13 protein-coding genes are annotated in these 14,271 nt (G+C 61.3%); 3 read left to right on the top strand and 10 right to left on the bottom strand.

Going from position 1 to position 14,271, the window contains the following annotated elements:
- Positions 1-4: 4 nt before the first annotated feature.
- Positions 5-1,072, bottom strand: a complete 1,068-nt coding sequence (gene recA / locus C4Q26_RS18210) for a recombinase RecA (RefSeq protein WP_023381942.1) — start codon at positions 1,070-1,072, stop codon at positions 5-7.
- Between the two features lie 102 nt (positions 1,073-1,174).
- Positions 1,175-1,657, bottom strand: coding sequence for a CinA family protein (locus tag C4Q26_RS18205; RefSeq protein ID WP_023381943.1), 483 nt, complete (start codon positions 1,655-1,657; stop codon positions 1,175-1,177).
- A 164-nt stretch (positions 1,658-1,821) separates the two neighbouring features.
- On the opposite strand from C4Q26_RS18205, the gene mutS reads away from it, so the two are divergent.
- Together mutS and fdxA are read left to right on the top strand one after the other, a co-directional pair.
- Positions 1,822-4,395 (top strand): DNA mismatch repair protein MutS, encoded by a 2,574-nt coding sequence (gene mutS / locus C4Q26_RS18200; RefSeq protein ID WP_023381944.1) that lies wholly within the window; start codon positions 1,822-1,824, stop codon positions 4,393-4,395.
- Positions 4,396-4,535: 140 nt separating this feature from the next.
- Positions 4,536-4,859 carry a ferredoxin FdxA gene (gene fdxA / locus C4Q26_RS18195; protein WP_004375459.1) on the top strand — a complete coding sequence of 108 codons (324 nt, stop codon included), beginning with the start codon at positions 4,536-4,538 and terminating at the stop codon, positions 4,857-4,859.
- A gap of 548 nt (positions 4,860-5,407) precedes the next feature.
- Here fdxA and rpoS read toward each other — a convergent pair.
- The 8 genes from rpoS to C4Q26_RS18155 form a co-directional block, all read right to left on the bottom strand.
- Positions 5,408-6,415: an RNA polymerase sigma factor RpoS gene (rpoS, locus tag C4Q26_RS18190; RefSeq protein WP_023381945.1), complete on the bottom strand. Its 1,008-nt coding sequence runs from the start codon at positions 6,413-6,415 to the stop codon at positions 5,408-5,410.
- A gap of 108 nt (positions 6,416-6,523) precedes the next feature.
- Positions 6,524-7,381, bottom strand: a complete 858-nt coding sequence (locus C4Q26_RS18185; protein WP_104881352.1) for a peptidoglycan DD-metalloendopeptidase family protein — start codon at positions 7,379-7,381, stop codon at positions 6,524-6,526.
- Between the two features lie 181 nt (positions 7,382-7,562).
- Positions 7,563-8,201: a protein-L-isoaspartate(D-aspartate) O-methyltransferase gene (locus tag C4Q26_RS18180; RefSeq protein ID WP_162144446.1), complete on the bottom strand. Its 639-nt coding sequence runs from the start codon at positions 8,199-8,201 to the stop codon at positions 7,563-7,565.
- Between the two features lie 38 nt (positions 8,202-8,239).
- Positions 8,240-8,989, bottom strand: coding sequence for a 5'/3'-nucleotidase SurE (gene surE, locus C4Q26_RS18175; RefSeq protein WP_023381948.1), 750 nt, complete (start codon positions 8,987-8,989; stop codon positions 8,240-8,242).
- A complete protein-coding gene (truD, locus tag C4Q26_RS18170) occupies positions 8,977-10,035 on the bottom strand; it encodes a tRNA pseudouridine(13) synthase TruD (RefSeq protein WP_104881351.1) in 1,059 nt (352 codons plus the stop codon). The genes surE and truD overlap by 13 nt, the downstream gene beginning before the upstream one ends.
- A complete protein-coding gene (gene ispF / locus C4Q26_RS18165) occupies positions 10,032-10,505 on the bottom strand; it encodes a 2-C-methyl-D-erythritol 2,4-cyclodiphosphate synthase (protein WP_023381950.1) in 474 nt (157 codons plus the stop codon). The genes truD and ispF overlap by 4 nt, the downstream gene beginning before the upstream one ends.
- 86 nt (positions 10,506-10,591) lie before the next feature.
- The gene (fghA, locus tag C4Q26_RS18160) at positions 10,592-11,446 is read right to left on the bottom strand and encodes an S-formylglutathione hydrolase (RefSeq protein WP_104883375.1); all 855 of its coding nucleotides are present in this window, start codon (positions 11,444-11,446) and stop codon (positions 10,592-10,594) included.
- 8 nt (positions 11,447-11,454) lie between these two features.
- Entirely contained in the window at positions 11,455-12,567 is a 1,113-nt protein-coding gene (locus C4Q26_RS18155; protein WP_023381952.1) for an S-(hydroxymethyl)glutathione dehydrogenase/class III alcohol dehydrogenase, read from the bottom strand.
- Between the two features lie 107 nt (positions 12,568-12,674).
- On the opposite strand from C4Q26_RS18155, the gene C4Q26_RS18150 reads away from it, so the two are divergent.
- Positions 12,675-13,565, top strand: coding sequence for a LysR substrate-binding domain-containing protein (locus C4Q26_RS18150; RefSeq protein ID WP_023381953.1), 891 nt, complete (start codon positions 12,675-12,677; stop codon positions 13,563-13,565).
- Positions 13,566-14,271 lie beyond the last annotated feature (706 nt).

The raw sequence follows: 14,271 nt of genomic DNA, 5'->3' as shown, positions 1-14,271 counted from the left end.
CCAATCAGTAACCGGCGTCGGCGTCGGCCATATCGTCGGCGTCAGCCTCGGCAGCAGCGGCCTTGCCTGCTGCAGCAACAGCACCTGCGTTCAGCAGTTTCTCGCGAATTTGCTTCTCGATCTCAGCGCCAACGGCCGGGTTCTCTTGCAGGAACTTGGCGGCGTTAGCCTTGCCCTGGCCAATCTTGTTGCCCTGGTAGCTGTACCACGCACCAGATTTTTCCACCAGGCCTTGGGAAACACCCAGGTCAATGATTTCACCGTTGCGGTAGATACCCTTGCCGTAAAGAATCTGGAACTCGGCCTGGCGGAACGGAGGAGAGACCTTGTTCTTGACGATCTTGACGCGGGTTTCGCTGCCGACCACTTCGTCGCCTTCCTTGACAGCGCCGGTACGGCGGATGTCCAGACGCACAGAAGCATAGAACTTCAGCGCGTTACCACCGGTGGTGGTTTCAGGGCTACCGAACATCACACCGATCTTCATACGGATCTGGTTGATGAAGATAACCAGGCAGTTGGCGTTCTTGATGTTACCGGTGATCTTACGCAGGGCCTGGGACATCAGGCGGGCTTGCAGGCCCACGTGCATGTCACCCATTTCGCCTTCGATTTCAGCCTTGGGTACCAGGGCTGCAACGGAGTCGACGATGATCACGTCAACGGCATTGGAGCGCACCAGCATGTCGGTGATTTCCAGCGCTTGTTCACCGGTGTCTGGCTGCGAGACCAGGAGGTCGTCGACGTTGACGCCCAGCTTGCCGGCGTACTCAGGGTCGAGGGCGTGTTCGGCGTCGACGAAGGCGCAGGTGGCGCCGTTCTTCTGGGCTTCGGCGATAACCGACAGAGTCAGGGTCGTCTTACCCGACGATTCCGGACCGTAGATTTCGACGATACGACCTTTCGGCAGACCGCCGATGCCAAGGGCGATGTCCAGGCCCAGGGAGCCGGTGGAGATAGCGGGGATGGCCTGACGCTCATGGTCGCCCATGCGCATGACGGCACCTTTGCCGAATTGGCGTTCGATTTGACCCAGGGCCGCAGCCAAGGCGCGCTTCTTGTTGTCGTCCATTGAAATCCTCACGTGATCGACCGGCCCTGATGGCCCGAATAACTGTATAAGTAGCCAGTATTATTCCACAGGGATTCGTTTGAGCAAACCCCTGTCGTCGATTTAAACGCTGCCAAGCTGTAACAAGCCGTCTAACGCGGCGATCACCGTCTGTCGGCGCACCGCTTCGCGGTCACCATCAAAGTGCCTGCGCTCACTGTGCACATGGACGCCATCGGCCCACGCCAGCCATACGGTACCCACCGGTTTGGCCGCCGAACCCCCATCGGGCCCGGCCACGCCGCTGACCGCGACGGCGAAGCGCGCCCCGCTGGCCGCCTGCGCACCCCGAACCATAGCCTCGACCACTTCCTGGCTGACGGCGCCAACCGTGGTGAACAGGGCGGCGGGCACCCCCAGTTGACGCGTCTTCTGGGCATTGGAGTAGGTCACATAGCCCGCCTCGAACCAGCTCGAACTGCCCGGCACCCGGGTAATGGCTTCGGCAATACCGCCGCCGGTACAGGACTCGGCCGTCGTGACCTGCGCGCCTATACGTCGCAGGTGCTCGCCCAGGCGTGTGGAAAGCGTGGTGATGGGATCCATGAAGGGTTCCTCGACAAGACAGACCACAACCCTAGCACCCGCGCGCGCCAAACGGGACCCCACCACTTCGGCTGACATCAGGGCCCGCCTGCATCTCGATGAAAAAGCCTGTACCATTGCCCGTTTCACAATCGCCAACCAGATCACCCGCTGTAAGGCCCTGAATGTCTGATCTTTCCGCACACACACCGATGATGCAGCAGTACTGGAAGCTGAAGAACCAGCACCCGGACCAGCTGATGTTCTACCGCATGGGCGACTTTTACGAGATCTTCTATGAAGATGCGAAAAAAGCCGCGAAACTGCTGGATATCACCCTGACCGCCCGCGGCCAGTCCGCCGGCCAGTCGATCCCCATGTGCGGAATTCCCTTCCATTCGGTAGAGGGCTATCTAGCCAAGCTGGTCAAGCTCGGCGAATCGGTAGTGATCTGCGAGCAGATCGGCGACCCGGCCACCAGCAAGGGCCCGGTCGAGCGCCAGGTGGTGCGCATCATCACCCCCGGCACGGTCAGTGACGAGGCATTGCTCGATGAGCGCCGCGACAACCTGATCGCCGCCCTGCTGGGTGACGAGCGCCTGTTCGGCCTGGCGGTGCTGGACATCACCAGTGGCAACTTCACCGTGCAGGAGATCAAAGGCTGGGAGAACCTGCTTGCCGAGCTCGAACGCATCAACCCAGTGGAGCTGTTGATTCCAGACGACTGGCCCCAGGGCCTGCCGGCAGAGAAGCGACCAGGTGCCCGACGTCGTGCGCCGTGGGACTTCGACCGGGAATCGGCACGCAAGAGCCTGTGCCAGCAGTTCGCGACCAAGGACCTCAAGGGTTTCGGTTGCGACAAACTGACCCTGGCCATCGGTGCCGCCGGCTGCCTGTTGACTTACGCCAAGGAAACCCAGCGCACCACCCTGCCCCACCTGCGTAGCCTGCGCCACGAACGCATGGACGACACGGTGATCCTCGACGGCGCCAGCCGCCGTAACCTGGAGCTGGACATCAACCTGGCGGGTGGCCGTGACAATACCCTGCAATCGGTAATCGATCGCTGCCAGACCGCCATGGCCAGCCGCCTGCTGACCCGCTGGCTGAACCGGCCGCTGCGCGACCTCAAGGTGCTGCAGGCGCGCCAGGATTCGATCCGTTGCCTGCTCGACGGCTATCGTTTCGAAAAACTCCAGCCGCAGTTGAAGGAAATTGGCGATATCGAGCGGATCCTCGCCCGTATTGGTCTGCGTAATGCCCGCCCCCGCGACCTGGCACGTCTTCGCGATGCCCTCGGCGCCCTGCCGGAACTGCAGAACGCCATGGCCGAGCTGGAGGCGCCGCATCTGGCGCGCCTGGCGGCCATTACCGGTACCTATCCGGAGCTGGCCAGCCTGCTGGAACGTGCGATCATCGACAACCCGCCGGCGGTGATCCGCGACGGCGGCGTGCTCAAAGCCGGCTATGACAACGAGCTGGACGAGCTGCTGGCGATGAGCGAGAACGCCGGCCAGTTCCTCATCGACCTGGAAGCCCGCGAGAAAGCACGCACCGGCCTTGCCAACCTGAAGGTCGGCTACAACCGCGTGCATGGCTATTACATCGAGTTGCCGACCAAGCAGGCCGAACAAGCGCCGGGCGATTACATCCGGCGCCAGACCCTAAAGGGTGCCGAGCGCTTCATCACCCCGGAACTCAAGGCCTTCGAGGACAAGGCGCTGTCGGCCAAGAGCCGCGCCCTGGCCCGCGAGAAGATGCTCTACGACGCCCTGCTGGAAACGCTGATCGGCCATCTTGCTCCACTGCAGGACAGCGCCGCGGCGCTGGCCGAACTGGATGTGCTGAGCAACCTCGCCGAACGTGCGCTGAACCTAGATCTCAACTGCCCAAGCTTCGTCGACGAGCCTTGCCTGCGCATCGAACAGGGCCGTCACCCAGTGGTCGAGCAGGTACTGACCACGCCGTTCGTGGCCAATGACCTGAGCCTGGACAACAGCACTCGCATGCTGATCATCACCGGCCCGAACATGGGTGGTAAATCCACCTACATGCGCCAGACCGCGCTAATCGTGCTGATGGCACACATCGGCAGTTTCGTGCCAGCGGCGCGTTGCGAGTTGTCGCTTGTCGATCGTATTTTCACCCGTATCGGCTCCAGCGATGACCTGGCGGGTGGCCGGTCGACCTTCATGGTCGAGATGAGCGAAACGGCCAACATCCTGCACAACGCCACCGACCGCAGCCTGGTGCTGATGGACGAGGTCGGCCGTGGCACCAGCACCTTCGACGGACTGTCGCTGGCCTGGGCTGCTGCCGAGCGCCTGGCTCAACTGCGCGCCTACACCCTGTTCGCCACGCACTACTTCGAATTGACCGTACTGCCGGAAAGCGAACCGCTGGTGGCCAACGTGCACCTGAACGCGACCGAGCACAACGAACGCATCGTCTTCCTGCACCACGTGTTGCCAGGCCCCGCCAGCCAGAGCTACGGTCTGGCCGTAGCGCAACTGGCCGGCGTACCTGGCCCGGTCATCCAGCGCGCCCGCGAACACCTGGGGCGCCTGGAAACCGCCAGCCTGCCGCACGAGCCACCGGTGGTGAATAAAGCCAAGGACGAGCCGCACGTGCCCCACCAAAGCGATCTATTCGCCAGCCTGCCACACCCGGCCATCGAGAAGCTGGGCAAGCTGGATCTGGACGAGATGACCCCTCGCCAAGCTATCGAAACGCTATATCAACTAAAGAACCTGTTATAACGGCGCCCACTACAAGCTGGTAGAATCCGCCGCGGTTTGCTGGCGCTGCAGGTTATTAGCCTGGCCTGCAGCCAACCACCCGCAAACCGCGCGGCCCCGAGAGGAAGGGCCGCCGCCGTCGCCTGAGGAGAGAACTAGAAATGACCTTCGTCGTCACCGACAACTGCATCAAATGCAAATACACCGACTGCGTGGAAGTCTGTCCGGTGGACTGCTTCTACGAAGGCCCGAACTTCCTGGTCATTCACCCGGACGAGTGCATCGACTGCGCCCTGTGTGAACCAGAGTGCCCGGCACAAGCAATCTTCTCGGAAGACGAGGTTCCAGCGGGCATGGAGAACTTCATCGAGCTGAACGCCGAGCTGGCAGAGATCTGGCCTAACATCACCGAGCGTAAGGACGCCCTGCCGGACGCTGAAGAGTGGGATGGCAAAACCGGCAAGATCGCCGACTTGGAGCGTTGATCGCGACCAGCAACGAAAAAGGCCCGGAAGGGCCTTTTTTCATGTTCAGCGGGCAAAAAAAGGGGCGGTTTGACCCGCCCACATTTTTTCCGTAGTCCCTGCTTGTCCCAAACATCGTCCTGATGAAATCGCGTCTTGCGATGTCCTTGGCTTTCATCCTGAAAGCCTGTGCATGTCCGTGTGCACAGTTCGAATACTAGCGACTTGCGCCAAGCAGGCAACTGCGAGACCTCACAAGATGTTGCAGGGGACACACTTCCTCACAACCAAATAAGCTATATTTTTCAAATAGTTAGAAAAAGTCTTGTGCTGCAACGGAAGAATTTTTACTGGAACTTCCGTAGAAAGCTTACAAAACAAGTAAGCAAAGGCTTACACACGATGCTACAGGGGTAGCGCTTTACATAGTGGCGCTGGGGCTTCGCGGCCCGGCAATCGGTGCTGAGCCGGCTCCTGCTGGGCCGCAGCTGGCCAGCGGTATGCTGCACGCCGATGAAGCAAACAAAAACGCCCCGAGGTCATCGGGGCGTTTTGCATTGCAGCCTTGGTTACTGGAACAACGACTCGCTGGACAGGCCGTTCTTCTCGAGGATCTCGCGCAGCCGCTTGAGCCCCTCCACCTGAATCTGACGCACCCGCTCGCGGGTAAGGCCAATCTCCAGGCCAACATCCTCCAGCGTACTGCTCTCATGGCCACGCAGACCAAAGCGGCGCACCACCACCTCACGCTGCTTGTCAGTCAGCTCGCCCAGCCACTGGTCGATACTCTGCGACAGGTCGTCGTCTTGCAGCAGCTCGCACGGATCGGTTGGCCGATCGTCGGTGAGGGTATCGAGCAGCGTCTTGTCCGAATCCGGGCCCAGGGAAACATCCACCGACGAAACCCGTTCGTTGAGACCAAGCATGCGCTTGACCTCGGTGACCGGCTTCTCGAGCAGGGTGGCGATTTCTTCAGGCGACGGTTCATGGTCAAGCTTCTGGGTCAGTTCCCGCGCGGCACGCAGGTAGACGTTCAGCTCCTTGACCACGTGGATCGGCAGGCGAATGGTGCGGGTCTGGTTCATGATTGCCCGCTCGATGGTCTGGCGAATCCACCAGGTCGCATAGGTCGAGAAGCGGAAACCGCGTTCCGGGTCGAACTTCTCGACCGCGCGGATCAGCCCCAGGTTGCCCTCCTCGATCAGGTCGAGCAACGACAATCCGCGATTTACATAACGACGCGCGATTTTCACAACCAGGCGCAGGTTGCTTTCGATCATGCGTTTACGGCCAGCGGGATCGCCCTTTTGCGACAAGCGCGCAAAGTGCACTTCCTCTTCCGGCGACAGCAGAGGCGAGAATCCAATCTCGTTGAGATACAGCTGGGTGGCATCGAGCGCCCGGCTGTAATCGATATACTTGTGTTGCTTGAGCGTAGAGCCTGACTTGGCCCTCGTCCGAACCGAAGGTACAGCAGGTTCGTCTGACACCACATCCGTTTCCAAAACGATACCCGTCTCCATCAGGAGGACGTCATCGTCGATGTCAAACTCCGGCGCTTCTTTATTGAGAGCCATTGTTATAGTCCTTTGCTGAGTTCGAACTCAGACTCAAGCGGCACCTGTTTCCCTGGCAGCGCTGGAGCCTGTCCCCTCTACATCATAGGAACAGGCCGGGTACAACGATCAACGGCGTGGCAGGAATTGGAGCGGATCGACGGGTTTGCCCTGGCGGCGAATCTCGAAATGCAGCTTCACCCGATCAGTGCCCGTGGACCCCATTTCAGCAATCGACTGCCCTGCCTTGACCTGCTGCCCCTCCCGAACCAAAAGCCTGCGGTTATGGCCGTAGGCACTGACGTAGGTATCACTGTGCTTGATGATGATCAGCTCGCCGTAGCCCCTCAAGCCACTGCCGGCGTAGACCACCGAACCATCAGCTGCAGCAAAAACAGGCTGTCCCAAATCACCGGCGATATCAATGCCTTTATTCAAACTACCGTTTGAAGCAAATTTTCCAATCAGGACGCCGTTCGCCGGCCAGGTCCAACCACCCACGGCGCGCTCGGCGGCAGGCACGGTAGTGACCACCGGTGCCGGGGTCGCCGGCGTCGAAGTCGCCGGTTTGCGATTGCTGGCGGGCGTCGTGACCGTGCTGGTGACCGGGCGGCGGGTGACCGTTGTCCTGCTCGAAGACGATGGGCTGGAGACCACGGTGGTAGTGCTGCTGGAACCGCTGCTGAAACGTATCGCCTGGCCGGGACGAATGGTATAGGGGGCCGAGATGCCGTTGCGCGCCGCCAGCTCCTTGTAGTCCCAGCCGTAGCGGAAGGCGATGGAAAACAGCGTATCGCCGGGCTTGACGATGTACTGACCCGAGGTCACCGCTGGCCGCTTGGGCGCCGTGGTATTACGGTCGACTACCCGCGCGCCGCTCGAGCCGGTGCTGGAGCAGCCGGTCAGCAGGCTGCCCATGGCCAGTGCGATCACCAGAAGCTTCAAACCCGACCGATCCCTGCGCTGCTGAACGACTGTGTGACCCACCCGCGCTCCCCTCATGGTGCCCAAAACGATATGACGATAAGAAATGCAATATTGTTGCAATTATAACTGAGCCCGTCCGCCTTGGGAGAGCTCGGCGCAGCCTGAGAACAACTCGGCCGCACCGCAGATAGACAGGGCCTTGCCGCAAGAATTCTGCGTCTGCGCAAATATTCCGTACGGCTCAGGCCAGCGGGCCGTTTAGCAACGGCACGAAGCGCACGGCGCCCAGCACACGCCGGGAGAAACCGTGTTCCTCACGGACGATCAACATCAGTTGCTGCACCTCGCCCGCCGGCCCCACGGGAATCACCATGCGCCCGCCTGGTGCCAGTTGGTCGAGCAGCGCCTGCGGGACCTCAGGTGCCACCGCGGTGACGATGATGCCATTGTAAGGTGCCAAGGCCTGCCAGCCATCGCAGCCATCGCCCCAGCGAAACACCACGTTGCGCAGGTTGAGCTCGACCAGGCGTTCCTTGGCCCGGTCCTGCAGGACCTTGATCCGCTCCACCGAGAAAACCCGTTCGACCAACTGGGCCAGGATCGCCGTCTGGTAACCTGATCCCGTACCAATCTCCAGCACCTTGTCCAACGGGCCGGCTTCGAGCAGCAGCTCACTCATGTGGGCCACCATGAACGGCTGGGAGATGGTCTGGTTATGGCCGATTGGCAGCGCGGTGTCTTCATACGCGCGATGGGCCAGGGCCTCGTCGACGAACAGATGGCGCGGCGTGCGACGGATCGCGTCGAGCACCTTGGTGTTCGACACGCCCTCCTCGCACAGACGCTGGATCAGCCGTTCCCGGGTCCGCTGGGAAGTCATGCCGATTCCGCGGCGCAGCAGATCGTCGTGTTCGCGCATCAGAGTACGCCCTCCAGCCAGCCATCGAAGCGCTCGAACGCGTCGTTGAAGGTCCGGTCCAACTGCAGCGGTGTAATCGACACGTAGCCTTGCATCACCGCATGGAAGTCGGTACCCGGCCCGCCATCCTCGGCATCGCCGGCCACGGCAATCCAGTAGCCCTCCTTGCCACGTGGGTTGACCACTTTGGTGGGCGCCGCCGCACGCGCCCGATGCCCGAGCCGGGTGAGCTGGATACCCCGGATATGCTCCAGTGGCAGGTTGGGGATATTGATGTTGAGCACGGTCCGAGGCGGCAGGTCGAGTCGCGATTGTGCCTCCACCAGGCGGCGTGCGATGTAGGCCGCCGCCGGCAGGTTGTCGGTCTGGCGCGACAATAGCGAGAACGCCAGCGACGTTCCGCCGAGGAAGCGGCCCTCGAGGGCGGCGGCAACGGTGCCGGAGTAGAGCACATCATCACCCAGGTTAGCGCCCAGGTTGATGCCGGAAACGACCATGTCGGGCATTTCCGGCAGCAACCCATTCAACCCCAGGTGCACGCAGTCGGTCGGCGTGCCATTGAGGCTGATGAAGCCGTTGGCCAGGGTATGCGGGTGCAAAGGCCGGTCGAGCGTCAGCGAACTGCTGGCGCCGCTCTTGTCTTGTTCCGGGGCGATCACCACACACTCGGCGTAGTCCGCCAGCGCAGCATGCAGCGCGGCAATCCCGGGGGCGGTAACACCGTCATCGTTCGAAATCAGAATACGCATGGGCTGTCCGTCTGCCCTGCCGGCACCAGATCGACGAGTTCGCGCACCACCACGGTGGCGAAGCATCCGGCCGGAAGGACGAATTCCAGTTGCAGGATATCAGGCTCGGGATAATGCCACGACAAGCTGCCAATAGGGAGCCGCAGGATGCGTCGTTCATGACTCATTCCCGCGTGGGCCAGCCATTGGCAAAGCGCCTGGTGCTGCTCACCGACAGCCGACTCCAGCTCGAAGGGCGCCCCGGCTGCCGGTGACGGACCCTCTCCCCACATCGGGCCGGTGGGATGCAAGTCCAGAATCGCCAGGCGTGGATCGGAACATTCCGACTCGCCCGCCGGAAAGAAACTACGGCTGTCAGTGAACGCCAACAAATCGCCAACCAGCGCGTGCTGCCAGCTTCCATCGGCAACCCGAGCCGCCAACACCTGGTTGAACACATAGCTGCGCGCCGCTGACAGCAGCCGCGAACGTACATTGCGTTGTTCCGGTAGCGCCTTGCGCTGTGCCGAGTCCCGGGCGTCATGCACGTTGCCGCCACCATGGCCGAAACGCTGCGTGCCGAAGTAGTTGGGCACCCCCTGCTGCTTGAGCAGTTCCAGCCGAGCATCCAGCGCCTGGTGGTCTGCCGCCAGCGCAGTGAGACGCAGGGTAAAGCCGTTGGCGGAATGAGCGCCTCGTTGCAGTTTGCGCTGGTGGCGCACCTGCTTGAGTACACGCAGGGTGTCGTCTTCGGCGCGGGACAGGTCCGGGTCGGCCTTGCCCGGCAGGTGCAGGCTGAACCACTGGCGGGTCAGGGCCTGGCGGTCCTTCAGACCGGCGTAGCTGATGGCGCGGACCGGCACACCAGCTGCACGTGCCAGGCGACGAGCAGCCTCCTCGGTATTGAGGTCACGCTTTTCAACCCACAGCCACAGGTGCTCGCCCTGGCCGGACAGCGGAATGTCCAGCACTTCGTCCACCTGGAAATCGTCGGCCACCGCCTTGAGCACCGCGGTGCCCAAGGATTGGCCCGATGCACGCGGGCCGAGCAGGTCGTGTTCGGTCATGCTGGCAGCAACAGGGCAACCGCATGCACGGCGATACCCTCCTCGCGGCCGGTGAAGCCGAGTTTTTCGGTGGTGGTCGCCTTGACGTTGACCTGGTCGAGTTCGACGTGCAGGTCCTCGGCGATCAGCTGGCGCATGGTTTCGATGTGTGGGGCCATCTTCGGCGCCTGGGCAACGATGGTGGCGTCGACGTTGCCGACTTTCCAGCCCTTGGCCAGAACGATGCCGACCACGTGACGCAGCAGGACACGGCTGTCCGCGCCCTTGAACTGCGGGTCGGTATCGGGGAAATGCTTGCCGATGTCTCCCAGCGCGGCGGCGCCGAGCAAAGCATCGCTCAGTGCGTGCAGCAGCACGTCACCGTCGGAGTGGGCCAGCAGGCCGTATTTGTGGGGGATACGCACCCCGCCCAGGGTAATGAAATCACCGTCGCAGAAACGGTGCACATCGTAGCCGTGGCCAATACGCATAGAAAAACGCCCTGATAAAGTCAGGGCGTGATTCTACCTGCTTTGTGGGCGCTTGGGCTGGCTATTGCCGACACCAAGCACCACCGCTACGCCCGCCCCAGCGCCAGCGCGTGATGGCGCAGGTGCTCATCGATGAAGCTGGCGATGAAGTAGTAGCTATGGTCATACCCAGGCTGCAGACGCAGGGTCAGCTCATGTCCCCCCTTGCGCGCTGCCTGCTCCAGTGCTTCTGGCTTGAGCTGCTTCTCGAGGAAGTCATCGCGGTCGCCCTGATCGACCAGCAACGGCGGGCATTTGCCGGAAGGCGTCTCGGCCAGCAGCACACTGGCATCCCACTCGCGCCAGCGCGCCCGGTCCTCACCCAGGTAACGGCTGAAGGCCTTTTCGCCCCAAGGGCAATCCATTGGATTGCTGATTGGCGAAAACGCCGACACCGAACGGTAGCGCCCTGGGTTGCGCAATGCGCAGACCAAAGCACCGTGCCCGCCCATGGAATGGCCGCTGATGCTGCGCTGGTCGGAAGCTGGGAAATACGCCTCGATCAGTGCCGGTAGCTCCTCGACCACGTAATCGTGCATACGGTAGTGCTTCGACCAGGGTTGCTGGGTGGCATTGAGGTAGAAGCCAGCACCGAGTCCGAAGTCCCAGGCACCGTCCGGATCGCCGGGCACCTGCTCACCACGCGGACTGGTGTCTGGCGCGACGATGATCAGCCCCAGCTCGGCGGCCAGGCGCTGGGCGCCGGCCTTTTGCATGAAGTTTTCATCGGTGCACGTCAGGCCGCTCAGCCAATAGAGCACCGGTAGCTTCTCGCCCTGTTCGGCCTGCGGCGGCAGGTACACGGCGAATACCATGTCACAGCCCAGCACCTTGGAGTGATGCCGGTAACGCTTGTGCCAGCCGCCGAAGCTCTTCTGGCAGGAGATGTTATCCAGGCTCATGGCTGACCTCAGAAGTGGATCACGCTACGGATGCTCTTGCCTTCATGCATCAGGTCGAAGGCTTTGTTGATGTCTTCCAGGCCCATGGTATGGGTGATGAAGGTATCCAGCGGAATCTCGCCCTTCTCGGACATTTCAACGTAACTTGGCAGCTCGCTGCGACCTCGTACGCCGCCGAAGGCCGAACCGCGCCAGACGCGACCGGTCACCAGCTGGAATGGACGGGTGGAGATTTCCTGGCCAGCGCCGGCCACGCCAATGATGACGGACTCGCCCCAGCCTTTGTGGCAGCACTCCAGGGCCGCACGCATCAGTTGGACGTTACCTACACACTCGAACGAGAAGTCCACGCCGCCATCAGTGAGATCGACGATCACCTCCTGGATTGGGCGGTCGTAGTCTTTGGGGTTGACACAGTCGGTAGCACCCAGCTGGCGAGCGATCTCGAACTTGGCGGGGTTGATGTCGACGGCGATGATGCGCGAGGCCTTGGCCTTGACCGCGCCAATGATCGCCGACAGGCCGATGCCACCCAGGCCGAAGATGGCCACGGTGTCACCTGGCTTGACCTTGGCGGTGTTGAGCACGGCACCGATACCGGTGGTGACACCGCAGCCCAGCAGGCAGACTTTCTCCAGCGGCGCTTCTTTCTGGATCTTGGCCACGGATATTTCCGGCAGCACGGTGTACTCGGAGAACGTCGAGGTCCCCATGTAGTGGAACAGTTGCTGGCCTTTGTAGGAGAAGCGAGTGGTGCCATCAGGCATCAAGCCCTTGCCTTGAGTGGCGCGGATGGCCTGGCACAGGTTGGTCTTGCCCGAACGGCAGAATTTGCACTGGCCGCACTCTGGAGTGTACAGCGGAATGACGTGGTCGCCGACAGCTACGGAAGTCACGCCTTCACCAATTGCTTCGACGATTGCACCGCCTTCATGACCGAGAATCGACGGGAAGATACCTTCCGGGTCGGCGCCCGACAGGGTATAGGCATCGGTATGGCAGACGCCGCTGGCGACCACGCGCAGCAGCACTTCGCCCGCCTTGGGCATGGCCACGTCGACTTCGACGATTTCCAGGGGTTTCTTGGCCTCGAAGGCGACGGCGGCACGGGACTTGATCATCAAGGTTCTCCAGACAGAGTGTCGATTCCAGTACTCAGTGTAATTCAGGCACTTTTGATGAATAATCCGAGCGAAGACAAAACATTATTGCCATACAGGGATAATCGATGAGCAGTCGCTGGGAAGGCATCGACGAGTTCGTTGCCGTGGCCGAGTCGGGACAGTTCACTGCTGCGGCGGAGCGGTTAGGGGTATCGTCGTCGCACATCAGCCGGCAGATCGCTCGCCTGGAGGAGCGCCTGCAGACACGCCTGTTGTACCGCAGTACCCGCCGCGTGACGTTGAGCGAGGCAGGCCAGACGTTCCTTCAACACTGCCAGCGTCTGCAAGATGGTCGCGAAGAGGCGTTACGCGCGATGGGCGACTTGGCCAGTGAACCGAAGGGATTGTTGCGCATGACCTGCGCGGTGGCTTACGGCGAGCGTTTCATCGTGCCTCTGGTCACGCGCTTCATGGCGTTGTATCCGCAGTTGCGGGTCGAGGTGGAACTGACCAACCGGACGCTGGACCTGGTGCACGAGGGGATGGACCTGGCGATTCGCCTGGGGCGTCTGCAGGACTCGCGGTTGGTCGCGGCTCGTCTGGCGCCACGGCGCATGTACCTGTGTGCTTCGCCGGCTTACCTTGAGCGTTATGGCCGGCCGCATAGTTTGTCGGAGCTGGCGCGACATAATTGCCTGGTGGGTAGCTCTGATATCTGGGCGCTGCAGCAGGATGGTCGGGAGATCAGTCAGCGTGTGCAGGGGAATTGGCGGTGCAACAGTGGGCAAGCTGTGTTGGATGCTGCGTTGCTGGGGATGGGATTGTGTCAGCTACCGGATTATTACGTGCTGGAGCATCTTAAAAGCGGGGCGTTGGTTTCGCTGTTGGAGTCGCATCAGCCGCCTAATACTGCGGTTTGGGCGCTGTATCCTCAGCAGCGGCATCTTTCGCCTAAAGTCAGGCGGCTTGTGGACTTCTTGAAAGCCGGTCTTTCGCAATTACCGGAATATCGCTGAACACGATTATTCGATAATGCCATCCCACTCGCTGCGTTTGTGTTTGTTTTTGCTTTTGCTTTTGCTTTTGCTTTTGCTTTTGCTTTTGCTTTTGCTTTTGCTTTTGCTTTTGCTTTTGCTTTTGCTTTTGCTTTTTTTTACGCGATAGACCAAGCGCCGCCAATTGCGACGTCAGGAGGCCGAACGCAGGTCTTGCGGAGGGAGGTGACGGGCATGGATGCCCGTCAAGCGCTGCGGCCCAGGATGGGCCGTTCAGCGCGGTCCTCCCGGGAGCAAGGCCGAAGTGAGGGAACCCCGGAGCGAAGCGTAGGGGCCGGATGATAGGAGCCGACGGTTTTGGTTACTTTGGCCACGACCAAAGTAACCCGCCGGAAGGGCGGAAAGGTGAATAGGTGCCTCCATGGCAAATGGATATTCACGCTATTTGAGTGCCAGCACCAAGCATTCGCTTTGAAGTTTGAAGTTCGAGGTTCGAGGTTCGAGGTTCGAGGTTCGAGGTTCGAGGTTTTGGTATTTGGATTTGTGAACATATCCATTTGCCAAGGTGACGCCTAATCACCTTTCCGCTCTTACAGCGGGTCCCTTTTTGTCGTGGCAAAAAGGAACCAAAAACCGTCAGCTCCTATCATCCGGCCCCTACGCTTCGCTTCGGGGTACCCTCACTCCGGCCTTGCTCCCGGGAGGACCGCGCTGAACGGCCCATCCT

This window comes from Pseudomonas sp. SWI44 (genome assembly GCF_002947915.1).
Classification (GTDB): domain Bacteria; phylum Pseudomonadota; class Gammaproteobacteria; order Pseudomonadales; family Pseudomonadaceae; genus Aquipseudomonas; species Aquipseudomonas taiwanensis.
This window is presented reverse-complemented; position numbering and strand designations above follow the sequence as displayed.